The sequence below is a fragment of the Zobellia galactanivorans genome (assembly GCF_000973105.1).
GTDB classification, from domain to species: domain Bacteria; phylum Bacteroidota; class Bacteroidia; order Flavobacteriales; family Flavobacteriaceae; genus Zobellia; species Zobellia galactanivorans.
Genome location: NC_015844.1, coordinates 3,743,220 through 3,768,541, shown reverse-complemented (window position 1 = coordinate 3,768,541; position 25,322 = coordinate 3,743,220). Strand labels below are relative to the sequence as shown.

Here is a 25,322-nt window from a genome sequence, read left to right as displayed (position 1 = left end):
GACTCGGGTAGACTTCATTTGCTGCCAGAAGTATCGTGATCGCCCCTTAATTTTCAAACACCTCGACCTAAGAAGTCGTTTTTAGAGAGTAAGCAAAATCGTCAAACTTGTTCGCTTTCAACTCGTTCTTTGAAAAATATTCAATGATTTTAGCGATTGCCGGGTTTCTTAGGCTTTTACGAGGGTACGCTAAGCCAACTTCCCTAAAATATCTTGGTCCGTTAAATGGCTTTACTTCAAATCCATACCAACCATCAATAAAGGCTTCAGGCAAAAAAGTAACCCCTAAACCCGCCATAAGCATGGTCAAGGTCTCTGTTTTTGACGAACAGTTCGCAACCGTCGTCATCTTATTGGTTTCATTGTTCAAGATCGACAAACATTGTATATGTGCTTCACAAGATGGACAATGGATAAAGGTTTCCTTTTCTAAATCCTTTAAATCAATCACCTCTTTATTTAATAAATGATGACCATTGGGAATACACAAAACATAATCCTCCTTCCAGAGGGGTAAGAACAAATCTTCTTCGTTTTTCCATTCCCTTACCAAAAGATTAATTTCATTCTCCCTTCCAATCTCTTTGGTATTCCATTCAACAGATTCGCATAATTTAGAGGCCGTTCTAAAAAATTGCTGTTTGTGCTCTTGTGGCAAACTATCGGCAACGCCGATCTGAATTTTATTTTTAAACTCTCGCTCATTAAAAAATCCATTTAAGCCGTTGAGTTCCCCTAACAAACGTTTCGCGATCGGATATAGATAATGTGCCTCCGTTTTTAGTTCTACGCCCTTTTTATGACGTTCAAAAAGTGTTTTCCCTACTTCTTCCTCAAGTTGCTTTATTCCATTGGAAATATTGGGCTGAGACACAAAACACTGCTCGGCGGCACGTGTTAAATTTTTCTGTTCATAAACCGCGATAAAGAACTTCAACAACCTTACATCCATAATTTAAACTTATGATTGACATGTATAAATAGTATTTTGAATATCATAAAGCCCCCTATACATTTGTGCCGTCAAAAAGAATAATCAGGTGTTTTAAAATATTTCCACAAAGTTATCATTTGTATTAATTATACTAAAACACAGAATTAAAAACTCAAAAAATGTCAAGTAAAAAATTAGTAGTCATTACAGGGGCGAGTTCCGGAATAGGAAAGGCAACGGCAGAATTATTCTCGAAAAACGGACATCCATTGCTTTTAATAGCCAGAAGAATTGAACTCATAGAAGGGTTTAACCTACCCAATACCTTATGTAAAAAAGTAGATGTTACCGATATTGACACATTAAAAAATGCCATTGCAGCCGCCGAAGAAAAATTCGGACCCGTAGATTGTATGATCAACAATGCAGGCATGATGCTTTTAGGCGATATTGCGACCCAAGACCCCTTAGAATGGAAAAAGATGTTCGACGTTAACGTTTTAGGACTACTCAACGGTATGCAAGCCGTCTTGCCACAAATGAAAACACGACAGTCGGGAACAATTATAAACACAAGTTCAATCGCCGGCCGTAAAACCTTTGCCAACCATGCGGCCTACTGCGGAACAAAGTTTGGGGTTCACGCCATAACAGAAAATGCACGTGAAGAAGCTGCTTTGTACAATGTTAGAATGGTTACCATTGCTCCAGGGGCAGTAGAAACAGAATTGCTATCGCACACCACATCGAAAGAAATTAAAGAAGGGTATGAAAATTGGAAAAAAGAGATGGGTGAAATTTTAAATCCTGTTGATATTGCGAATGCCATGTGGTATGCCTACAACCAGCCCCAAGGTGTCAATATTAGGGAAATTGTAATAGCGGCAACGAAACAACAACCATAAGCTCTAGTTACAGTTGATATAAAACCAGGGCGTTTGGAGTTAATTCAAACGCCTTTTCTTATCAACAAGGTCTACCTAACATTTACAATAAAAATGTAAACCTACTTCCCTAGAAATCTTACACTTACCCTTGCGTATAATCGAAGAAAACCTTTAAGCCCTGTATTTCATTGCCGTACCCTCCCCTACTTCAACATCCCCCTTGCTTCCTACCCTTTTTTAAAATTATGGGCTTCCGTATACAATGCGCCATACACAAAACCGTTGTAAATAATTCAAGAAAAAGCTTCAAGAGATAAATGAAGCGCAATCGAATACCGCTATGTAAGGCATATTTTTCTTGTAAGGAAAAACCGAATAACCAACAAAATTCCACTATGATCGCACTCGAAAAAATTCAAGAAATCTATGACCATATGCATAGCAACGGGGTCAATACCGACGCTGATATGCTATACGGTTATTTCTTCACCAACTCAGAACCCCAAACCTTGGAAAAGGTATCGGAACTCCTGAAAAGTGAAGGCTTCGAACACGTAGACATCTACCCCGATGACACGGGCGAATACTGGTTGCATCTAGAACGGATAGAGAGCCATAATGCCTCTTCGCTCTTTGAGCTGAACAAAACGCTATATGCGGTCGCTGACAAATTCAACTTAAGCTCGTACGACGGATTCGACATCGGAAACCCCGATAAAAACCTTCCCATAGAAAGAGACACCTATGCGGTGCCCGAACAGTTTGCATCGAACGACTTTATCATAGATGACCTTCCCTGTTTGCTTTCTGCCAATAAGGCTTTTGAACAATTTCCCCACAAAGATGAGTTTCTGTACTTCATCGAGATCAAATCGAAATACACAGTGGGTAGCGCCTCACAATTACCGACCGAAAAAGAACTACAAGACCTCAACGACTTTGAGATATTCGTTGAAAATAATTTGACCCAAAATAAAATTCCCAATTACTATGTTGGGCGGACCACCTATAATTCGGAAAGAACGGTCTACCTGGTAACCAACGAAAAGGAAGGCGCCACGGGGTTAATGGACTTTCTAAAAGAACATGGCAACCAAAGGGATTTCGAGTTCAACATCATTGAAGACCCAGAGTGGAAGATCTACTCGGAGCTCATGAACAGGCTAGAATAAAACCGAAACCCCAACACGTCCCATCAAAAGCCCCAACCTGGGGCTATTTGTAGGTAGGGTCACTTCCATAAATGTATTTATGAATCTGCCCAATATCATAAAAACCTCAAACGGAAAATAGACATTCATATGTTCGGAAACCACTTCAAGGGCCTAGGTCCAGCTGATAGGTTCAAATTTGCCTCCCCCTTTTTAAAACCGGAATTTATCGGCTACGGATATATGCGATTTTCTATCTTAGTACTTGCAAGTAGATGCTGTGATGGCTATAGACTATTCTTGCCCCCAATTTGAACCAAAATATGAAACAGACGCTACTAGGTTTCACCCTTTTACTGATCACGACTTTATCCCGTGGACAAGCCTTGCCCGAAAAAATCAGTGAAAGCGACTTTTCAATTGGCAAGTCGATCCAAATCGAATCGGCCGTATTGGAGGAAACAAGGGACCTGAACATTTACCTGCCCCTAAACTACGCTTCCGATAGTTTAAAGACCTACCCCGTCATTTATTTGCTTGATGGTTCTAAGGATGAAGATTTTATACATATTTCCGGAATCGTTCAATTTGGTTCTTTTTCTTGGATTCGGATGCTTCCGGAATCCATTGTGGTGGGCATCGGAAATGGGGATAGAAAGAAAGATTTTACATTTCCTTCCCAAAATAAGCAAGACCAAAAAGAGTTTCCCACTTCCGGGAAATCAAAAAACTTCATCGCATTTATAGAAAAAGAACTTCAACCCTTTATAGCATCAAACTATAGAACCACAAAAACGAAAACGATAATCGGACAATCGCTCGGCGGTCTACTGGCTACAGAAATTCTATTTAAAAAACCCCATCTTTTTAACAACTATATTATTGTGAGTCCCAGTTTATGGTGGAACGATGAAAAGCTGCTAGATGAAGTACCTACCGTCTATGACACCCCTAAATCGATTTATATTGCCGGAGGAAAAGAGGGCGAAATCATGGAACGGACCGCGAAAGAACTATTTGATAAATTGAGTGCGAACAAAAAGGACAACACGCTGTTATTTTACGATTTTTTAGAGGACAAAACTCACGGAGACGCATTGCATATGGCGGTATACCGTGCTTTTGAAAACATATTTAAACCCCCAAAAGAATAAAAAACCGTCCCACAAAGAAGAGGGAGCAAAAACAAATATCTCCCCGTCCGAAAAAAATAAAATCCGCTACCATTCCGTTGTTATGTACATAAATACAAAAGGCAGCCTTGCCCGGTCTGGGTTTCCTTCTGGAATTTATCGGACAAAAAACTGAAACCCATTAAGATCAAGACATGTTTAAACGATTTAAGTCCCCTAAACAACCCAATCGAAAGGAAAGAACAGAGGAGTTCCTAAAAAGTAAAGGCGTCAAAATAAATGAACACCTCCCCCACATAGAAGCAGAAGAAGACACCACATTGCGAGCCCCCAAGGAAATAGCCCAAAGGGTTTCTGTTCTAGCAACTACCAATATGGTAGCATTCAATGTTATAGAGGCGGAAGATGCAATCGAGTATTTAAAGACATACCATCTTTGGGAGCTGCTTACCCCTAAAGAAAAAAGCTTTTTAGAAAACCCCACCGACGATAAGAAAACCCAAGAAACCTGGAAATGTGAAGGGATTTGGGTCTTAATGTGGGCCTTGGGCGTTGTCGAGGATATAGGGTATCCGGACAAAATGTGCGATTTAAATCAGATCCCATTCGAAAAATATCCTATTGGAGAAGGCAAAGACCCGAATACGTTTATCAATAGTTTTTCAAAATCAAGGACAAAAACAGAGATTTTGGATGCTAACGATTTATATTACAGAATGGATTGGACCTGTGTTGATGCGAGGTTAAACGGACACGAATTAAACGGGCTGAATCCCGGTGTGGTGTACGAAAGACATTATGCCTTGAACTGGTTGGTCAACTATATGGACCAAGAATGGGACGACATTTCTTGCGACACCTAAAAACTACTGGGCAAGGAAGACCTCCATTTTTACGGACCAAGACCTTGTTGTTCAAGGCCACAACATATCTATCGCAAGTATACCATTTCTTTGGGGCACACATCCGCGTAAGCGACTACTATCCCCTATAAGCCCCTCCCCCTCTTGATAGCCGTGAGTTTTTGTAATCTTAGTTGTTATAAGTTGGGTAGCCTTAATGATGATATCCCTATATCGTATCTAGCTCAACCACAAAATCACTCTTCCTTTTAAACCAATAGATTATTCTAAATACTTTATCTTCAAACTTAGAACCAAACATACCAGCTCAAGCATTACACAAGGCTTTAATTACGTATGACAGCTATCAATATAAGCCTCTTTTAAGTTTTGTTAGGTCCGACCGCAAAAGAAAAGCTAATCCCCAAAGCCTTGTACAGGGCTAGAACAAATACCGGAAGCCACTTTTAGCCTATCCGGCCAAAGCAAGTTCCCCCTGCCCCGATTTGTCAATCGGGATATCAACTACCTCCTCCCCATTATTGTCCCGTTGGCAAAAAGCCCTCCATTCAACATAGATTTTTATTTAGGTGACGTGTTTACTTTTTGAAAATGTCGGCACAAACGGTCCTATAATTTTAAAAAACGAAAAAGGACCTACAAGGAAGTAATGATTCTTTTGGGGCAGGTGCATAAATTAGTTGGGGTTGGTTCTATGAAAGGCCCGGCAACATTGCTGTTGTCGTTTTTTTGTTTTCGATGTTTACCTTTTTAAGGGGGCGGGTACTAATATCCGTAAAATCGATTCAAAAGCAACAGGTCATGAAAGCAAGAACATATGTAATCGCAATAGCCTTCCTACTTATAGGTGCCTCGGTCAACGCCCAATTTTGGAAAAAGAGCCCTTGAACCTTAACATCTCAGCATATGATATGAGGTAAGCGGCACGATAACGGTAAAATTGCCCTCTTAGCACATCATCGCCCTCTAGAAACAAAAAATTAGAATCGTATCGCGTACAAATGGAAATCAATAATCCTTTATCACTAAAACAATCGAAAAAATGAAAAGAATAGAATTACTCAGTATTATCGCATGTTCGGCCCTGCTATTTTCTTTGGGGTGTAGTAAAGATGATGATTCCCCAGACCCACAATCGGGGTGCTTGAACAAATCTTGGGGCGAACAGACCCAGGCCGAGGTCGAGGCGGTCACCGCGGCGGCCGCCACATTTTCGAACGAACCCAGCAAAGCTAGCTGCGAGAATTTCAGAACGGCCTATATCGACTATATCGAAGCCCTCCAAAAGTTGGAGTCCTGTGTACCGATCCCAAATCAGGCGGCATTTGCCAAGGCCCTTGAGGATGGAAAGATTGAACTCGCCAAATTAGACTGTAACCAAGATTTTTAATCATGAGAACACTTTTAGCCGAAACAACAAACAGTTGCGCTATTTGGCAGACGTGTATTATGTGGCAGACCTATAAACAAATAGATAGTAATCCATGATAAAATAAAAACAATAGAGGTTATGGCTTCATTTAAGACAACACCAATCGATAATTACCGTAGGGCCAACCAAGCAATCTAAAACGCAAGGCATCCCATAGGGCGCCACCCGATAGACAAACACGGCTTTATCGAAAGCACGTACAAAAAGAGGATGAAAAGTACAATTATCTTTCTACTCGTTATTTTTTTTCTTGGCCAAGAAGGTATAAAGGGCCAGGAAGCGACGAGCTATAGAAGAAACTATATCTCCTTCGATATTTTGCCCTTTTACGGGGCGGGCCTGGCCTATGAACGGCTTCTAAATACGGGGCGTTTTGTTCGCGGTTCGGTCAGGGGCAGGTTGATCAGTTCCTTGTCCCCCTCGATAGGTGGGAGCATACTATTGGGCAAAACACATAACTTGGAGCTAGGTGCCGACTATTTGATAAGTTATAAGGCAGATGGACTTTCAAACCCCGATAACAAAATGCGGTTTAGCCGCTTGGAACCGTTTTTCGGATATAGGTTCCAGCACAAAAAAGGGTTTACGGCGCGCGTTTTTTGTCCGTTTCGGTATGAAGATTTTTTCGGGATTCCCAACATAGGCCTTTCCATCGGCTATAGCTGGTAACCGTATAATCGAACCCTTTTTGAAAGTCCAACTAATCAGATCCAACGCAAACAATAAAAGGAATAATAGTTAGTCGCAAAAACATTAGACTGTTGATGGACACAACTGCAGTACAAACGAAAAAAATATACCGCAACAAAGAACTGAGAAAAAAACAACATTTCCCTTTATTGATTGTATGACAAAATTATTCATTGCCAAAACCTAAAAACTAGATTTCGCTTTAGGAACCCCTGGTTTTTCTCCCTGCCTCCATTCACCCCTATACAAAAAAAATCAGCGACTTATAAGGGCTTCCACTACAATAAACGCCGAGGAAACGAGTTAATGAATTAGAAAAAAGACCATAGCTAAAATCTTAAGGATTCTTGCCTTCCCTCCTATTTCAATTTACCATCCTATTACATGTGGGGCCCTAAGCATGCCTCCGAACAAATAACAAGGAAGGGACGGCAATACTCCCCTAACCCTTACATGAATTGAAATGGGGACATTAAACTTTTTACGCCTGCGATAGTCAAAGTACCCAAACCCCGAAATTGCAATGCAAACCCATAAGGTCTTAATATTTGTCTTATCCGTGTTTTTCTTCGCCTGTAATACGGCCGATGACACTCTGAAAACCACTTCCGATAAAGGCGAAGAAACAACGAAAGAACCGACCGATAGTGCCACAAAAGACAGTCCCAATATCCTCTTGATCATTGCCGATGACATGGGTTTGGACGCGACTCCAAATTTTGAGATCGGCGATATAAAGCCGGTGATGCCCACGCTTGACAAACTCATGAATGAAGGCCTTACCTTTAACAACCTTTGGTCGAATCCGACATGTACGCCAACTAGGGCCGCCATGATTACGGGCAAATTTGGCTTTAGAACGCATATGACCCAAGTGGGCGATGAATTGTCGACGGCCGAAACTTCACTGCAGACATACATCGATCAAAATTCAGGCAAAAACTATACGAATGCCGTCATCGGAAAATGGCATTTGGCGAATGATATGAACCACCCCGTCGAAATGGGCGTCGACTACTTTGCAGGATTCCTCGGCGGAAGTGCACGATCTTACTCTGAATGGGAGTTCGTAGAAAATGGAGCACAGACTTCCTCAACGGATTACACCACTACAAAATTTACCGACCTTGCCATGGATTGGATCGCCGACCAAAGCCAACCTTGGTTTTTATGGCTTTCGTACAATGCACCCCATACACCTTTTCATTTGCCGCCCGATAATTTACACCATCAAGGCGCCCTAGCTGCGGACGAAGCCAGTATCGCCGCCAATCCTATACCGTACTACATGGCCTCTCTTGAAGCTATGGATACCGAAATGGGAAGGCTTTTAGATGCTATGACGATCGAGGAAAGGGAAAATACCATTATCATCTTTATCGGTGACAACGGCACACCAAACCAGGTCGCCCAAGCTTATGGAAACAGAAGAAATAAAGATACGGTCTACCAAGGTGGCGTAAATGTGCCCATGGTCGTCTGTGGAAAGGATGTCGCCCGTAGCGGGCAAACCGAAGACGCCCTCATTAATATTACCGATATATTCGCCACTGTCGCCGATATTGCGGGTTCGGGCATACAAGAAATCAACGATAGCAAGAGTTTTAAAGCCTTGCTGGACGCTTCCAACGATGCGACAAGGGAATTTGCCTTTACTGAAATTGGCAGGGACGGCAATACCGCCGATGTAGCGATACGCAATAAAAGCCATAAGTATCTGCTTTTTGCCGATGGTACCGAAGCCCTCTACGACCTGCTTTCCGACCCCCTCGAAAGTCAAAACCTCTTAGATACCGATCCACTAAACGATACGGATGCCGCCGAACGCGATAAACTTACGGCGGAGTTGGCACGGATACGACAATAATTTAAAAAACGATAAAATTGAAACGATGAAACATACCCTAAATTTATATCTACTGGCTTTCCTTATTTGGTCATTTACTACCTCATGCTCCGATTCAAACCCTTCGGACGAAGAGCTGGTGGAAGAGACGGACGATGTAAACCATGAAAATGATATCTCGGGGGTCTTGGAGCTGTTTGAGGGCACGGGACTCTCCTACGAGCTCACGGACGATTCCGTGATTTTTACAACGGCCGACCTGCCAGACCATGAGAGTCCGTATTGGGATCCATCCCATGAGTTATATGCCCCATATGATGGTAGCAATCCCGACTTCAATCAGAACCCAAATAAAATCGAAGAAAAGAATATCGTTATTACGGTGCCCCTTCACCCAACTGCTGCCTCCATTAACGAAGCTACGCGCCTAGGGCCTATTGGCATTTCCAGAAACGGAGTGGTTTTCTTTAATCAATATGCGGGGCCGAACAACCAGCCTTTAACCTTTGAAGTAAATTCATTTGACCAAGGTGCAGGCCACCCCACAGGCACGAATATGTACCACTACCATATCGAACCCCTTTCATTGACCGAAGCGTTCGGTACCGACGCCTTTCTAGGATTGCTGGCCGATGGTTTTCCGGTCTACGGCCCCATGGAAAACGGCAAGGTAATCACGAACGATGACCTCGATGAATTTCATGGCCATATCGGTTCCACGGCCCAATTTCCCGATGGGATCTACCATTACCATATTACCGATGCGGATCCTTATTTAAATGGTAACGGTTTCTATGGTAGCCCCGGTAATATAAGTCAATAGTCATATGCGAGTTCAAGCGATCCTATTTTGCCTATACTTTTGTCTCTTCTCCTGTAGTCGAGAGGATTTGGTGGTCGACAAAGCCAGTGCCGAACTTGAGTTGGTCAATGGGGTACTCTATTATCAGGGAAAGCCTTTTAACGGACTGCTTGTTTCAAAGTATGATGCCTCCACCTTCAAAATGAAATCGGAATATGTCGAGGGACGCAAACAGGGCTATGAAAAGCAATGGTACCCGAACGGACAGCTTTCACAAAGCCGTATGTATTCCGAAGGAATAAAAACGGGAAAACATTTGGCTTGGTGGGAAGACGGTACGCCAAAATTCATCTACCGGTTTAACGAGAAGGGCGAATATGACGGTAACCGAAAGGAATGGTACCGTAACGGAAATTTGATCCTCGATTTCAATTATTCCAATGGCAAGGAAGCCGGAAGCCAACGTATGTGGACGGACAACGGAAAAATCAGGGCCAATTACACCGTAAAGAACGGCGATCGTTTTGGGCTGATCGGACTTAAGAAATGTTACAACGTAAATGCCGATTTAAATGAATTACAGTAGAAATCTTTTATTTGCCCTAGTGGTATTGGGTTTTGTTTCTTGTGCCGATACGCATAAAAACAAAGCTAAAACTGCCCTTGTAGAAAACACCGAAGTAAGCCAGTTGCCCTATTTCAACTCGGCCCTTTTCACCCCGGAATGGAACAAAGGAACACATAAGATTCCCGATTTTTCCTTTACCAATCAAAACGGGGAAAACGTTACCAATGCAAGCCTTGAAGAAAAGATCTATGTAGCCGATTTCTTTTTTACGATCTGTCCGGGCATCTGTCCCAAGCTCACCAAAAATATGGGACTTTTACAAGAAGTGTACAAAGATGATCCTGACATAAGGTTCCTATCCCATTCCGTAATGCCCACGAATGACACTGTGGAAAAACTGGCCCAGTATGCCCGAGAGCACGACGTGCACCTACCGCAATGGCATTTGCTTACGGGAGACAAGGACGCCATATATGACATTGCCAGAAACGGTTACTTTGCCGATGACGATTTCACCAAAACCCAAGACATAGAGGGCTTTATCCATACCGAGAATTTTATCTTAGTAGATGGCAAAGGTTACATCAGAGGTGTTTACAATGGCACCCTGGCCCTTGAAATGAAGCGCTTGAAACGACACATTGAAATCTTGAAAAAAGAACCCTGATACGACAGACAAGGGTAAGGGTATCACAAGCCCGCCTAGCTATCCTAGTAGAACACGGACGGTTTCACTGGAGTCCCAAACCAAAGGCCGAACAGAACCTTCCCTCCTCCCTTCGACCAAAAACTTATCGCATTTTATCCGTAATTTGGAATCGCAAAAGCAAAATACAACGGAGTTTCCCTCTAACGGCTTTTCATAAATATAAGGGCCTGGCGGGGAAACAGCCTGCCAATTCGGGCGAAAGCCGATAAGTGGAAAGGAGAACCGAAAAGAAACAGGGTATTTCTTCTTTCATACGAGTCCCTATGGTAAAGTTCCTTACTTCCGTAAACTACTCAAATAAAATGATAGAACGACTAGAAAACAACAACATAGAAGTATCGCAAAAAATTCGTTCAGTTTTTCAAGCCTCATATAAAATAGAGGCTGAATTATTGAACGCCATTGATTTTCCTCCCCTAAAAAGACCCCTTGAAGATTATATAGACAGTGAAACCGAATTTTTCGGGTATAAAAAAGGAAAGGAACTGGCCGGAGTTGTAGAGATCAAAAGCAATGATGAATTTACGCATATTTGCAGCTTGGTCGTAGCTCCCGATTTTTTCAAACAAGGTATTGCCAGCGCATTGATCAAATTCGTTTTCAATACCTTCGATTCGCAACTCTTTGTTGTTGAAACCGGATTAGAGAATGGCCCCGCGACTGCCTTGTACAAGAAATTCAATTTTAAGGAAGTGAAACAATGGAATACCGACCACGGGGTTAGAAAAATAAAATTTGAGCGAAGAATAAAGTAACAGGCTCAAGCCACGACAGCTACTCCTTATTGTACCTTTGAAAAACCGGAATCCATATCCAAAATAAGAAAGGAAAGAAACCGGAACGGAACAATAGAGCACCTATAATTGGAGTTTATATTAAAGGAAAACGTCGCAAGCATAAACAATGGCCAGACCCGACCATATATAGTTGAAGGAGGCAAAAACAGATATTTAACTTTAACCGAAGAATATAAAATGGCAGAATTAGACGATAAAATTCACTCGCAAATCGAGGACCTATGCGCCAAGGGGGATCATTTGGCCGAAGAAGGCAATTTTGCCGCGGCCCTAGAGAATTATTGGAATGCCTTTGATTTGGTTCCCGAACCAAAAACCGATTGGGATAGCGCAACGTGGATCTTAACGGCCATCGGCGATGCCAATTTTCTCGGAAATGATTTTAAGGCAGGTGTAGACAATCTTACCTATGCCATGCATTGTCCTGGAGCGATCGGCAATGCATTTATTCATATGCGACTCGGTCAATGTCAATTTGAAACCGGAAACCTAGACCGTGCGGCCGACGAGTTGACCCGTGCCTATGCCCTTGAAGGAGAAGAAATTTTCTCTGAAGACGCCCCGAAATACCTAGAATTTCTAAAAACCCGTATTACCACTGAACCACCCCAAAAAAAACCTTGGTGGAAATGGTAAAAAAAGAAGGTTAATTTAATATATGAACAAACATTTTACCCTAGTTCTCTTAACGCTACTAATCGGCAATCAACTTATAGCACAAGACGCTACACAGCTCGATACCATCAGACAACTTAAAGAAGTAATTATAACTTACCAAGCCGACAAGTTGACGCCAATTACTTTTCAAAATATCCATTCAAAAGAAATAAAGTCAAAATCAGTGGGCCAAGAGCCTTCATTTTTACTATCTGAAACTCCTTCTATCACTAATTATTCCGATGCAGGAAATTCGCAAGGTTATTCCTATTTCCGACTTAGGGGTATTGACCAAACCAGAATAAATATGACACTTGATGGTGTACCTCTTAATGAACCCGAAGACCAAGGAGGGTATTTTTCAAATTTTCCCGATCTACTAAATTCAGTAAGCAAAATTCAAATCCAAAGGGGACTTGGATTGACAAAAAACGGTGTGGCCAGTTACGGAGGAAGCATTCAACTTTTTTCGCCAAACCTTAGGGATTCAACACGAACCACTTTTGGCCTGGGTTATGGTTCGTTTAATAGCTTCAGGGCGTTTGGAGAATACAACAGCGGAATTAAAAACAGAAAAGCAATATACCTTAGAGCGTCACAAGTTTATTCCGATGGTTACAAGTACCATTCAGCCAACAACTCCCAATCGGTTTTTGTAAGTAGCGGCTTGTTCTTTGATAAATCAACCTGGAAAATAAACTTACTCGCAGGGCAACAAAAGAATGAAATGGCTTGGCTTGGCGTATCAGATTCCTTGATACATATTGACAGAAGAACAAATGCCAATTCAAATCAAGAAAAAGATAGGTTCTTTCAAAGTCTTGCCCAAATTCAAAACTCTTGGCAGATCAGCCCGTCTTCTTTTCTACAATCAAGTATATACTATACTTTCCTAAAAGGAAACTACGATTTTGACCTGAATAATTTTTTAGGCTTTCCGCCTACCGAAGAATTGTACAATTACGCTTTTCAATCAAATCTTATCGGTCTTTTTAGCAATTACAGTTTATCAAAAAAGAATTTTAGTTGGACTACCGGCTTTCACGGAAACCTATACAATAGAAAACACACCGGCAGTGAGAAAGAATTAGGCCAACTCTATCAAAATAAAGGTTTTAAAAATGAAGTAAGTGCTTTTACAAAAGCAAATTACAGCTACAAATGGCTAACATTTTTTGCCGACATTCAATATCGCTATGTCAATTTTGATTACGAAGGCTCCGTTGCTTTCCAGAAGTTGAATTGGGATTTTATCAACCCAAAAGCAGGGTTCAGTACTTCGTTAAATCCACATTCAACCCTATATTACAGCATTGGAAAGACAGGAAGAGAGCCTACAAGAAACGATATGTTTGGTGGTAACGATGATCTGTTGGCCGATAATTTAGGTAATCCCATTTTATCCAACACTAAACCAGAATATGTGGTAAATCACGAATTGGGCTTTAGGTATCAAAAAAAGAGACTAAATCTAGACTTCAATTTTTACCACATGGATTTCCAAAATGAAATTGTCTTAGACGGCAAATTTGGACCTAACGGATTATCCTTGACCAGTAATGTTGAGCAAAGTGTACGAACAGGATTGGAACTGGCTCTTTTCTATAAAGTAAACCACTATTTTTCGTTAACAAATAATTCTTCCTTCAATTATAGTCAGATAAAAGAACAGTCGGAAAAATTCACCCCAATACTAACACCACCGCTGATCGTTAATCAAGAAGTCGTGTTTAATAAAAACAATCTTACCTTAGCCTTATCTGCAAAATATCAACATAGTTCATTTATTGATTTTGCCAATGAAGAAATGGTAAATGGCTACTTTCTTATGAATAGCAGGGCGAGCTATGATATCGATAAATTTCAATTCGCACTATTTTTAAACAACATTACCGATACAAAATATTTCAACCAAGGTTATGTTGATTTTGATGGAAGCAAAAAATATTTTGTGCAGGCCCCGATCAATTTTTATACTTCAATTCAATACAATTTCTAATGAATTTATTCGACATTGAAAACATTGCTTTTGAGGTATTGAACTACCCAATAAGCTATGTTGAGTTGATAGCCACGCTATTTGGTTTGATTTCCGTCTACTTGGCTACAAGAGCCAACATTCTTACTTGGAGCACTGGAATTGTAAACGAACTGTTTTTGTTCATTTTGTTCTTTCAAGTACAGCTCTATGCCGATATGTTTTTACAAGTGTATTTTTTCGCAGTCACCTTATATGGTTGGTACAATTGGAAAAATAAACCCGAAGAAAACGGCATTACCTCAATTGACTCAAAATCAAAACTGTGGTTATCTCTCATTATTGTTCTTTCAACTCTTATCGCAGGCTACTTATTTAGTAAAATTCATTTGTATTTACCGTTCTATTTCAAATTCGAAGCCTCTTATCCGTTTGCCGATTCCTTTGTAATGGTGTTAAGTATTATTGCTACCGTTTTGCTGGCCAAAAAGAAAATAGAAACTTGGTATTTATGGATTGTTGTCGATTTGGTTTGTGTATTCCTATTTTTCAAAAAAGGAATTGTCTTTTTAAGCTTGGAATACTTTGTTTTCTTGTGCCTAGCAACGTTTGGATTGTTTAATTGGAAAAGACAATTAAGTAATGGTTAAAGCATTTATTTTCGGGAAGTTTATGCCTTTTCACAAAGGACATGAAGCAATGATAAATTTTGCTTTGACGAAGTGCGACCATCTATCTGTTTTAGTTTGTTGCAGCGACAGGGAAAAAATCCCTTCCGAAACAAGAAAAAATTGGATTGAAGATACGTTTAAATCAACACAAAACATTGAAGTCAACACCTTCAGTTATAATGAAGCCGATTTACCAAATACATCAAAATCTTCCCGAGAAGTTTCAAGTTTATGGTCAGAAATATTCAAGGAATTATACCCTGACCATGATTTGGTAATTACATCGGAAGAATATGGCGACTATGTTGCTTCATTTATGAAAATCAAGCATATTCCTTTTGACATTCCCAAACAACGCTATCCCGTTTCCGCTACTGCTGTTCGGAATGATCTATTTTCAAACTGGAAATTTTTGCCCCCAAGTGTAAAACCTTACTTTGCCATTAAGGTGGTCATACTTGGAACTGAAAGTACCGGAAAAACCACACTCGCCGAAAAACTTGCGAAGCATTACAACTGCAGCCTGGTAAAAGAAGCCGGTAGAGACCTTATTCCTAATTCCAATTCATTTGAATTTGAAGACTTACATCTAGTGGCATCGGAACACGCAAAGCGAATCAACCAAAAAAAATGTGGTGAAAGTCCCTTGATTATAATTGACACCGATATCCACACAACCATGTCATACGCAAACTTCATTTTCAACAAAGACCTGAAAGTAGATGATCCAATTTATAACTCAAACAAAGCCGACCTATATCTCTACCTCAATAATGATGTGAAATTTCAGCAAGATGGAACACGTTTGAGCGAATTGAACAGGAATTTATTGGACTTGTCAAATAGAAAAATCCTAAAAGAAAAGCATATTGATTTTGTTGAAATAAAGGGTGGGTGGAAACAACGGTTTAAAAGCGCCTTAATGGAAATTGACCTGATTATAAAGAAAAACGAACAAAGGGCATAATACGGGATATGTAACCATAGCGGCCTACGGGGTGCTACAATACCATTCGCGTACCGTCGGCTACAATTGCACATGGTTCGATTTGGTGTAAACCTGAACCAAAACATTGAGTTATGGCAATAGTCGGAAGACAAGATATGAATGAAAACCTGTGACCAATAACAGTAACCCTGCCACCAACTATTGATATGTGGTTAAACGGATCCACATAAGCCTCATTAAAGTACTTTTAAGTTTTTAGGAGGCAATCAACAAAATAGCAACTACCCAATGGCCCGATTTCATAAGTGGAAAAGTCTACAAGGTTTTCCGCAACGAAATGGTATTCTTAACGTTATATGCAAACAGAGAAAATAAAATGGGAAAAATAAATATTTTAAAGTAAAATTGTAGACAAATACTTTCCGGCAAAAGAAGTTCCTATTTCCCTGAAAAAATACTTCTCGCCGGATTTTTAATTAAAAATAGTGAGTAAAAGGAGCTCCTATATTTCTGGCAATTACTCCTCACTTACATTTTTAACTTTAATAGATGAAAACATTAAAGCTATTCAATTCAGTTAAGCTTAAGGAAACTAATGAAAAACCATTTGTTTCAGAACAAGGATATATAATTGAATCAGGTGCTTTGTGGGCGAAAGAAGAAATTATTCGCTTTTATGAAAATGAAAAATTAGATGGTTTTGGATTAAACAAAACTTTCCATAAATCTTGGAACCAAATTTTTAAGAGCACTCGAACGGAATTGTTATTTGAGCAAATCAAACATTATATTTCTACTTATGGCAGTAACTTTCAAGATGAGATTTATATTCCAAACGAAGTTCTTGAATCCCCCGATTTAAAAGTAAAATTCAAAGTCATTAAAGGGTGTCCGCAAGAAGAGCTTATTGAAAAGTGTTTAAGCTTATTACAATCGGGCATTGCCCTAAAAGAAGAAACCATCAATGATATAATTTCCGTTTTAGTTGATGAACTTTCTTATCAATTTACAGGAAATGAAAATATTAAAAATAAAGAAGCAACTATCAAAATTGCTGATACATATAGTATAGTACCAACTGATATATTGGAATTCTTTCGGTACATTTTATACCGTACAACAGGTGAATCACTTCTTATTAAAAGTGACGAAGTTATCGAAGCAATTAAGAAATCCAACTACAATCCTGCCGTACAATTTGAACAATTCGGATTGGAAAGGCTAGCTGAAATATTCAATCGTTTCAAACCTTTATTTCTAGCATTCAAGACAAAATGCCCGAAAACAATTAACAAAATATCCAAACTTTCAAAAATTCATCACAAGCCTTTAGTTGGCAACCCTCTAAATAATGCTACAAGCATTATTCTATTGGATAAGGATAAACATTGGTTAGACAATGCCACACCATTTGCCTTATTTCGAGCATTGTCGGCTTGTCATACAAGATTACAAGGTCAATTTGCTTTTACCTATAGAATTCGAAATGGAAAATCTTTTGTCAAAACGAATAAAGTTTCACGAGTCGTTCGGTCAAACTATGATTTTTTGATGCAGTATTGCGAAAAGAGATTTGACCTCAACGGAAAAAAGTTTTTCCTCCCTCATAATGTTGAATTTTCATTACCTACTTCTGAAAAAATGTTCGTAGGGAACATTCCTACCGGCAGTAAAATCTTTGGTAAATCTTTGGCTGTTGGCATCTATTGGGAAAACGACTGGGGAGCACACGACTTAGATTTATCAGGGCTGAATATTGGTGGAAAAATTGGTTGGAATTCAGATTACAAACAAGGTGAGGGTAGTTTAATGTATTCCGGTGATATTACCAATGCCCCCAATGGCGCAGTTGAATATCTCTATGCCCAAAACGGACTAAGTGAACCTACCTTGGTTAAAAATAATGTCTATACCGGTGAAGAAAACTGTGAGTACAAAATAATTGTCGGCAAGGGAGATAAAATCGATTATAACTATATGATGGATCCCAACAACCTATTTCTTGAAACCAAATGTCAATCAGTTCAACGACAAACTATTCTTGGTATGCTTATACCTGAAAAGGAAAGACAATGCTTTGTAGTGCTTAATATTGGAGCAGGAGCAAGCAGGGTTTCGGGCAATTCAGAAATATCGCTATTGGCCACAAAAGCATTGTTTCAACAATGGAGTAATCCAATTTTATTTAGAGATCTAATCCTTGCGCTTGGTGCTGAAATTGTAGAAAAAATCGAAGACGCCGACTACAATTTTTCTTTGGACAATTTACAAAAGGATAGCTTTATTAAACTATTTCAACATTAGAAAGCCAAACATATACCAATCTATACAAAACCATAACGCCGTGTGGGGCGCTACACGCCATATACTTTACCGTTGTCTAACATTTAAAAATAAAAAATATGGGAATATTTGACTTTTTTAAGAAAAAACGAAATGGCAAAACAAATGTGCCCTCCATTGATGAAGCTCAATTAGACTTTATCGAAAAATCAACTCATAATGCCGAACGACTAATTGCGAGTTTCAATAAAAAGCTAGATGGCGGATTAGATTATAGCGAATCGAGTCTGACTTTATTAGACGAGGAAATTTTACCTATAATTACGAACCCCTAAAATGGAAATAAAAACTTTAGAAGGCGTAGATAAAAAAAGCATCTTACAAGCTTTTAACCATGCTTTTTCCGACTATTTCATTTCGTTTAAACTAACCGAAGAACAACTAAGCGCTAAAATGCTTGCGGATAAAATTGACCTTGACCTATCGGTCGGGGTCTTTGACAATGGAAAACTGATAGCCTTCATTTTACACGGATACGACAGCATTGACCACAAAAAAATAGTGTACAACGGAGGGACCGGGGTTATTCCGGAAAAAAGAGGGTCGGGACTAACAAAACAGATGTATCGATTCATTCTTCCCGTTCTCGTTGAAAAAGGAATAGACACTCTTCTACTTGAAGTGATTACCAAGAATATTCCGGCAATCGCCTCCTATAAAAAATCCGGATTTAAAATTAAAAGAGAACTATCTTGCTACAAGGGATACGTTGAAATTTCAAAAACGACCGAGCACATCGAAATCAAGCCATTACAGCACTATAACTGGCCGTTGATGGAATCCTTTTGGGAGGTTTCCCCTACTTGGCAAAACTCAAAGAACGTTCTCACTGCCCTAAAAGACACCAACATTTCTTTAGGTGCTTTTATAGAAAATCAGTTCGTCGGATATCTTATTTTCAACCCAGTTAGCCAACGGATACATCAAATTGCCGTCAACAAGGATCACAGAAAAAAGGGAATAGCTTCCGCCTTAATTTTAAGACTAAACGAAAAGTACGGAAATACACTCTCAGTAATCAATGTAGATAAAAAGTCAAAGGCCATAAACGCTTTTTTTAACCAAATCGGACTTGAAAACCATCTTGAACAAGTAGAAATGGAACTGGAATTGAACAAAAACCATAGCGATCAAGGGTAAGCACGGCACGAGCCCGGAAGTCCGCCAAGTCCTTACATATCCAACCATTCCTTAAAAGCGTTCGCCTTTCCGCTACTGATTACCTGGTCTCCGTCCGGGGCCGGTTCCAAGAGTAAATACAGGCGACCTTTAAAATAGGGCGTTACCTCCTTTACGGCCTGGATGTTTACCACCAATTGACGGTTGGCCCTAAAAAACATCTGGGGGTCCAATTGCGCTTCCAATTGGTCTAGGGTATAGTTGATCACAAAGCGGTTCCCCTTAAAATTGACCAACAGCACCACGCCTTCTTCCGCAATAAAATAAGCTACGTCGCTCGTGGAAATGCTCTTTATCACCTGCCCGGTTTTTACCATAAACCTGGTCTTGACTTCGCGATACCCCCGTTCCAACACGGAGTTTTCAATCAAATTCCGCAAGTTTTTCATCTCGGAGGAAAGCGCTTCCTTATGCAGGCTTTCATACTTTTCAATGGCTTTTTGAAGCTCCTCCTCCTTGATCGGCTTTAACAAATAATCGATACTGTTGACCTTAAAGGCCTCTATGGCATATTGGTTATAGGCCGTCGTAAATATAACAGGACAGTCGATTTTTACCTCCCGCCACATCTCAAAGCTCTGGCCATCGGAAAGATGGATGTCGCAAAAGATCAAGTTCGGCGCATCATGGGTATCAAACCATTCTATGCCTTCCTCGACCGACTCGATCCGGGTCAACACCTCATAATCGGGCCTGAGCTTTAGAACGAGTTCTTCGAGGGCATCTCCGGCCAAGGGCTCATCTTCAACTATTACTATTTTCATAATTCTCCACTTTTAACAACGGAAGCCTGGCTATAAATTCCTCCTCCGTCCTTACCCATTCCACTTCTTCTTGGGAAAGGAACCTGTAACGCGTTTTTAGGTTTTTCAAGCCTGTTTTTGTCGAAGTAGTCTTTTCAAGCCTCGGGCGAAGCCTGTTGCGTACCACCAACTTTCCTTCCTCGATATAAATTCTTACCTGTAACGGATTTTTAGATGTGGACCCGTTGTGCTTTATGGCATTTTCAATAAGTGTCTGCAAGGCCCCGGGAGGCAGAAAGTAGGATAAGCTATCCTCGGGTATGTCCAAGCTTATTTGCAGGGCCTTTCCAAAACGGGTTTCAAGTAGAAAAATATAGGCTTTGCTTACTTCCAGTTCCTTTTCCAGGGAAATCAAGGGTTCATCGCCATACGCGAGAAAAGAACGGTATAGGTCCGACAGCCTTTGGGTAAACTCGGTCGCCTTCCCTGGGTCTTTGTGGATCAACGACCTCAGAACGTTTAGACTGTTAAACAAAAAATGGGGCTGCACTTGGTTTTTGAGTCCCTCTAACTGGGCTTGATAATTTTCTTTCTGAAGCCTTGCCGAGCGCAGCATTTCGGCCTGCAATTGGTTTTTGTGCCGTTCGCGCTCTACAAAATAGTAGAAGAACAAAGAGATAAAGGTGCCCGATATAAATGCCGTTCTCACACGTACCGGCAAAAGCCCTTCCTCCCCAAAGATTAGGACCAAGGGAAGGTAATTGGTTACCATATAAATGAGCAAGGTGGAGGAAATTACGATCAACATTTCAATAAAAAGCTTCAAAAAACGGTTGATTTCCATGAAAAACCGATGCTTCATCCATACCGAGATCAAACTGTGGGTCCCGAACAAGGTGAGCAGAAAGACAAAGGCAAAGAAAAGTTCTTGCAACTCATATATAGAGAAAAAGAGCTTCACCTTTCCCACGTTCATATAGATTACCGTTTCAAAAACGACAAGCGTGGTGAGGGCCGCTATTCCGATTTTTTCAAGGACCATTGAAAAACGCGAACGCGACGATTCCCCTTGGGTTAGGCTATTATTTTCTTCTTTAAGTTTAATAAAAGATACCTTGTGTTTAAGATAAAAATATAAAATATTTCTGTTCTTTCCCGATTGCATACTTCTTTGGTTTCAATGCTTATACTACCGCCAATTTCCTAAAATTCGCTTACCTATCCTTCCGTTTCATTCCCTTCATATCCCGATTCATTTATCCCATATCCCGATTCATCGGAAACCACTTCTACAAGCCCTGCGATCACGGCATATTTGCTACTGAAAACGATAAAACACAACAACTTAAAATTTTGCCGTTATGAAACTTTTTCAGCTAATTTTCGCATTAATGGCCCTATTTGTAAGCCAATTTTTGTTGGCCCAAGGCCCGAACCTCAACGGAACGTTGTACGACCAAAACGAGGAACCCGTTTCCTTTGCGACGGTCGCCTTAATGAAACTGCCCGACTCGACCATGGTTACCGGAACAATGAGCGATATAGACGGACAGTTTAGTTTGAAGCCCAAGCTTACCGGAACGTATTACCTGCAGTTTAGCGCCATAGGATACACCCATACCCTCACCCCGGAATTTGAGGTTACCGGTCCCGGATTTAGTAAGGATTTTGGCAGCATCACCCTTAACGAAGAAACCACCATACTCGATGAAGTAGTCGTAAAAACCTGGAGGCCCCAGGTGCGTGCCGAAAACGGAAAAGTGGTAATGCGGGTCGCAGGAAGCTCCCTTGCGGCAGGAAACACCGCTTACCAGATGCTGACCAAGGCACCGGGCGTATCCGTCTCCCAAAATGGCGATTTTCAGATCAACGGTAAAGACGGGGTCGCCGTCATGATAGATGACCGCCTCACTTATTTTTCTTCCGAAGAACTTAAAACCCTACTTGAAAATATGCCTGCGGAAAATATCGAAAACATTGAGGTGATCACCAACCCCTCGGCCAAATACGATGCCGAAGGAAGTGCCGGTATACTCAACATCACCCTAAAAAAGAATACCCTTAGCGGTATAAACGGAAGTGTTTATACCGGAATAAAAATGGGCCGGCAAACCCTCTTCAACGGCGGTGCCAACCTAAATTATAAAAAGGGGAAATGGAACTCCTTTTTAAACATAGACGCCTCACAACGGGGCTTGGTAAGGGATGCCTTCTCTTACCGAACCTTTCCGGAGGTTAGCACCTATAGCTATTATAGTCAGGATGGGGTACAGACCAGCAAACGTTTTGTTCCATCGCTCAAGCTCGGAACCGACTATGACTTAAACGAAAAACACAGCTTGGGAATCATGGGGAATTTTACGTACCAAGACCGCAAGCAAGACTGGAACCTTAAAAGCCTTGGAATTATGAACAACGATACCTCTGTGGATATCGATGCCAAAAACCATATGGATGAAAGTTTTGGAAATGCACGGATCAACCTTCATTACACAGGAAAACTCGATACGCTGGGAACCCGCATATCGGCGGATGTCGATTACGTTAGGTTGCAAAAGGAAAGCGAATCTCAATTCAGGAATCAATATTTGTATTCAGAAGATGGTTCTGCCCCCTTCGAAACCCTATCCAACGAAAGCAACTCCGACTTCGATATCTATGCCGCAAGAATCGACTTCAGCCTACCCTTGTCCCCTACCTCAACGCTTGAAACAGGCGTAAAGGCCAGTAAGGTAATTTCAAACAGTGCGCTGCAGGCCTATTTGGGCATAGGGGAAGGCAGTACTTTAGATCCAGACGGAAGCAATGACTTCCGATATGAAGAAGAAATCTTTGCCGGATATGTAAACTATAGCAACCGCATTAACGATACCTGGAATATTCAAGGAGGATTGCGCATAGAAAAAACCAATGGCCAGGGGCAATCCTTTATCCTCGATCAAACGAATAATAACGATTACCTCAATCTGTTCCCCAATGTTTCCGTTGAACAGCAAGTAAACGATAATTACAAACTGAATTATTCCTTTAGCAGGCGAATTACCCGTCCTAATTACCAGTTAATGAATCCATTTCTGTTTTACCTAGACCCTAATACGTCTATCGTAGGTAACCCCGATTTACAGCCTCAAATATCCAACGTCATTAAATTAGGGCAGACCTTTTTTAGAAAGTACAATCTTATACTGAGTTATGATTACACGAAAAACTATATGGCCGAAGAACCATCTACCGATCCCATAACCGGTAAATCTACATACACCACGAGTAACCTGGATTATTACAAAAGTTACAATGCCACGGTAATTGCACCGATCCAATTGGCTTCCTTCTGGCAAACCAATAATCACCTGAGCCTAACCCACCAAAACTATAAAATGGAAATGGACAACGAAATAATCAATAACAACAACCTCCATTTTATGGCCCAAACCAACCACCAGGTCAACCTTCCAGCGGATTTTAAACTGGAGGTGAGTGCTACGGTCAACGGACCAACGATTAACGGAATTTATAATATCGACGGCCAATGGTGGGTAGATGCAGGCATTAAACGCTCTTTTATGGACAATAAACTGAACGTTTCCCTAAGGGCCACCGATATTTTTAAGAGTATGGACATGACAGTCGATGCCACTTACGGCGGAAACTACTTTAACCTCAAACAATATTTCTGGCAACAGGCCCTAAGCCTTAACCTGCGCTATAGCTTTGACAAGGGCAATAAAGCCGAACGGGAAGTTCGAAAAAACAGCTTGGAGGAAATAAACCGGGTGGGCGGCAACTAATTTTGCTCATTTTATAATTGCCAACACCGTTCGAGGCCTTTTCAAGTGTATGGAATAGGCCTGCTCAAGGCGCATCCCATCGATTGTGGTGATGCGCCTTCTTATGGTCAATACCCAAGGGGAAGGATAGAAAGACCCTATAAGCAAATTATATCCCCTTTATCGATCCTCGATAGGGTACCACGGGGAAATAAACCTCGTTTTTTTATAAAAGAATTCTCCCCAGAAACACGAACATTAATGATAATTTGATGAATTTTGCACCGTCCTAAAAAGGGATTTTCCTAGAAAGACCTACCGCCCATATGTTCAATTGCAAGGTTAAAAGGATAGCATCTATTTATATCGAGAAAAATGACCGAACTACTATTCCTAATTAAATTGGCCGTTGCCATTGTCTTTGTTATCGGCCTATCCCTTCTTGCGGAAAATGTGAGTCCGAAGGTCGCCGGAATTTTATCAGGATACCCCACCGGTTCCGCCATAACCTTATTCTTTTTCGGACTGGAAGTAAGTCCCGATTACGCCGCGAAAAGTGCCGTTTATAATATGATCGGACTTACCGCTGCCCTATCGTTTGTCTATATTTACTACATCGCATCAAAGTACTTTGTCAAGCTCAACATCCTCCTTTCCTCCTTATCGGCCATACTCGGTTATTTTATAATAGTTTGGCTATTGCACCTTATTGAAATCAATATATTTCTAGCGATATCCATACCTATTGCTTTTGCATTACTGTACATCTACCTGTTCAGGGAAATCAAGAACATTACCATTGAGACCAAGGCCAAACTCAATTTTAAGATTCTTTTTGTGAGGGCCTTTTTTGCCGCTTTGATCATTTTGCTGATCACCAGTGTTCCCAAATTTGTGGGCCCCAACTGGGCGGGGCTTTTCTCTGCCTTCCCCACGACCCTTTTCCCCTTAATGTTGATTATCCACTATACCTACTCCAAAGAACACGTACATACCGTAATTAAAAACGTTCCCATAGGGATGTTTTCTTTGATCATTTATTCATTAACGGTATCTATCGTCTACCCCTTGTTCGGGATATACCTAGGTACCCTTATTTCATTCGGGACCGCTACCCTCTACCTCTTGGTTTATTCAAAAACCAAAAGTCTAATCAACAATAGAAAACGAGTGGTCGAGTTAAAAAAAAGGACGCATTAAATCCATTAAAAATTGCCCAATAG

At 40.7% G+C, this 25,322-nt stretch carries 24 protein-coding genes; 20 read left to right on the top strand and 4 right to left on the bottom strand.

Going from position 1 to position 25,322, the window contains the following annotated elements:
• Positions 1–67: 67 nt before the first annotated feature.
• Complete coding sequence (locus ZOBGAL_RS15415; protein ID WP_013994599.1) at positions 68–952, bottom strand: LysR family transcriptional regulator; 885 nt, start codon at positions 950–952, stop codon at positions 68–70.
• Positions 953–1,113: 161 nt separating this feature from the next.
• On the opposite strand from ZOBGAL_RS15415, the gene ZOBGAL_RS15410 reads away from it, so the two are divergent.
• From ZOBGAL_RS15410 to ZOBGAL_RS15325, 18 genes are all read left to right on the top strand, one after another.
• A complete protein-coding gene (locus ZOBGAL_RS15410; protein ID WP_013994598.1) occupies positions 1,114–1,839 on the top strand; it encodes an SDR family oxidoreductase in 726 nt (241 codons plus the stop codon).
• 377 nt (positions 1,840–2,216) lie between these two features.
• On the top strand, positions 2,217–2,993 hold the full coding sequence (locus ZOBGAL_RS22790) for a DUF695 domain-containing protein (RefSeq protein ID WP_013994597.1): 777 nt from the start codon (positions 2,217–2,219) through the stop codon (positions 2,991–2,993).
• Positions 2,994–3,295: 302 nt separating this feature from the next.
• Positions 3,296–4,126: an alpha/beta hydrolase gene (locus ZOBGAL_RS15400; RefSeq protein ID WP_013994595.1), complete on the top strand. Its 831-nt coding sequence runs from the start codon at positions 3,296–3,298 to the stop codon at positions 4,124–4,126.
• A gap of 173 nt (positions 4,127–4,299) precedes the next feature.
• Positions 4,300–4,968 carry a DUF4272 domain-containing protein gene (locus ZOBGAL_RS15395; protein WP_013994594.1) on the top strand — a complete coding sequence of 223 codons (669 nt, stop codon included), beginning with the start codon at positions 4,300–4,302 and terminating at the stop codon, positions 4,966–4,968.
• Between the two features lie 1,042 nt (positions 4,969–6,010).
• Positions 6,011–6,358, top strand: a complete 348-nt coding sequence (locus ZOBGAL_RS15390) for a hypothetical protein (RefSeq protein WP_046287529.1) — start codon at positions 6,011–6,013, stop codon at positions 6,356–6,358.
• 252 nt (positions 6,359–6,610) lie between these two features.
• Positions 6,611–7,069, top strand: a complete 459-nt coding sequence (locus tag ZOBGAL_RS15385) for a hypothetical protein (protein WP_013994591.1) — start codon at positions 6,611–6,613, stop codon at positions 7,067–7,069.
• Between the two features lie 544 nt (positions 7,070–7,613).
• Positions 7,614–8,957, top strand: coding sequence for a sulfatase-like hydrolase/transferase (locus ZOBGAL_RS15380; protein ID WP_013994590.1), 1,344 nt, complete (start codon positions 7,614–7,616; stop codon positions 8,955–8,957).
• Positions 8,958–8,982: 25 nt separating this feature from the next.
• Positions 8,983–9,759, top strand: coding sequence for a YHYH protein (locus tag ZOBGAL_RS15375; protein ID WP_046287528.1), 777 nt, complete (start codon positions 8,983–8,985; stop codon positions 9,757–9,759).
• Positions 9,760–9,763: 4 nt separating this feature from the next.
• Positions 9,764–10,324: a toxin-antitoxin system YwqK family antitoxin gene (locus tag ZOBGAL_RS15370; protein WP_013994588.1), complete on the top strand. Its 561-nt coding sequence runs from the start codon at positions 9,764–9,766 to the stop codon at positions 10,322–10,324.
• A complete protein-coding gene (locus ZOBGAL_RS15365) occupies positions 10,311–10,973 on the top strand; it encodes an SCO family protein (RefSeq protein ID WP_013994587.1) in 663 nt (220 codons plus the stop codon). Before ZOBGAL_RS15370 ends, ZOBGAL_RS15365 begins: the two co-directional genes overlap by 14 nt.
• A gap of 344 nt (positions 10,974–11,317) precedes the next feature.
• Positions 11,318–11,770 carry a GNAT family N-acetyltransferase gene (locus ZOBGAL_RS15360; protein ID WP_046287975.1) on the top strand — a complete coding sequence of 151 codons (453 nt, stop codon included), beginning with the start codon at positions 11,318–11,320 and terminating at the stop codon, positions 11,768–11,770.
• Positions 11,771–11,989: 219 nt separating this feature from the next.
• Positions 11,990–12,448 carry a hypothetical protein gene (locus ZOBGAL_RS15355; protein WP_046287974.1) on the top strand — a complete coding sequence of 153 codons (459 nt, stop codon included), beginning with the start codon at positions 11,990–11,992 and terminating at the stop codon, positions 12,446–12,448.
• Positions 12,449–12,470: 22 nt separating this feature from the next.
• Positions 12,471–14,468 carry a TonB-dependent receptor gene (locus ZOBGAL_RS15350; RefSeq protein ID WP_013994584.1) on the top strand — a complete coding sequence of 666 codons (1,998 nt, stop codon included), beginning with the start codon at positions 12,471–12,473 and terminating at the stop codon, positions 14,466–14,468.
• Entirely contained in the window at positions 14,468–15,097 is a 630-nt protein-coding gene (gene pnuC / locus ZOBGAL_RS15345) for a nicotinamide riboside transporter PnuC (RefSeq protein WP_013994583.1), read from the top strand. The genes ZOBGAL_RS15350 and pnuC overlap by 1 nt, the downstream gene beginning before the upstream one ends.
• Complete coding sequence (locus tag ZOBGAL_RS15340; RefSeq protein WP_013994582.1) at positions 15,090–16,085, top strand: AAA family ATPase; 996 nt, start codon at positions 15,090–15,092, stop codon at positions 16,083–16,085. The genes pnuC and ZOBGAL_RS15340 overlap by 8 nt, the downstream gene beginning before the upstream one ends.
• A 531-nt stretch (positions 16,086–16,616) precedes the next feature.
• Positions 16,617–18,371, top strand: coding sequence for a hypothetical protein (locus ZOBGAL_RS15335; RefSeq protein ID WP_013994581.1), 1,755 nt, complete (start codon positions 16,617–16,619; stop codon positions 18,369–18,371).
• A 98-nt stretch (positions 18,372–18,469) separates the two neighbouring features.
• Positions 18,470–18,685, top strand: a complete 216-nt coding sequence (locus ZOBGAL_RS15330; protein WP_013994580.1) for a hypothetical protein — start codon at positions 18,470–18,472, stop codon at positions 18,683–18,685.
• A 1-nt stretch (position 18,686) separates the two neighbouring features.
• Entirely contained in the window at positions 18,687–19,550 is an 864-nt protein-coding gene (locus ZOBGAL_RS15325; RefSeq protein WP_013994579.1) for a GNAT family N-acetyltransferase, read from the top strand.
• A 32-nt stretch (positions 19,551–19,582) separates the two neighbouring features.
• Here the strand turns inward: ZOBGAL_RS15325 and ZOBGAL_RS15320 are convergent, their stop codons facing one another.
• From ZOBGAL_RS15320 to ZOBGAL_RS23950, 3 genes are read right to left on the bottom strand one after another with little or no spacing between them, the layout of a single operon-like run.
• Positions 19,583–20,353: a LytR/AlgR family response regulator transcription factor gene (locus ZOBGAL_RS15320; protein WP_013994578.1), complete on the bottom strand. Its 771-nt coding sequence runs from the start codon at positions 20,351–20,353 to the stop codon at positions 19,583–19,585.
• The gene (locus ZOBGAL_RS22785; RefSeq protein ID WP_013994577.1) at positions 20,334–21,497 is read right to left on the bottom strand and encodes a sensor histidine kinase; all 1,164 of its coding nucleotides are present in this window, start codon (positions 21,495–21,497) and stop codon (positions 20,334–20,336) included. The genes ZOBGAL_RS15320 and ZOBGAL_RS22785 overlap by 20 nt, the downstream gene beginning before the upstream one ends.
• A 53-nt stretch (positions 21,498–21,550) precedes the next feature.
• Positions 21,551–21,673, bottom strand: a complete 123-nt coding sequence (locus ZOBGAL_RS23950) for a hypothetical protein (protein ID WP_262507919.1) — start codon at positions 21,671–21,673, stop codon at positions 21,551–21,553.
• Positions 21,674–21,693: 20 nt separating this feature from the next.
• On the opposite strand from ZOBGAL_RS23950, the gene ZOBGAL_RS15310 reads away from it, so the two are divergent.
• Together ZOBGAL_RS15310 and ZOBGAL_RS15305 are read left to right on the top strand one after the other, a co-directional pair.
• A complete protein-coding gene (locus ZOBGAL_RS15310; protein ID WP_013994575.1) occupies positions 21,694–24,120 on the top strand; it encodes an outer membrane beta-barrel protein in 2,427 nt (808 codons plus the stop codon).
• A gap of 354 nt (positions 24,121–24,474) precedes the next feature.
• The gene (locus ZOBGAL_RS15305) at positions 24,475–25,299 is read left to right on the top strand and encodes a hypothetical protein (protein WP_013994573.1); all 825 of its coding nucleotides are present in this window, start codon (positions 24,475–24,477) and stop codon (positions 25,297–25,299) included.
• Positions 25,300–25,322: the final 23 nt, after the last annotated feature.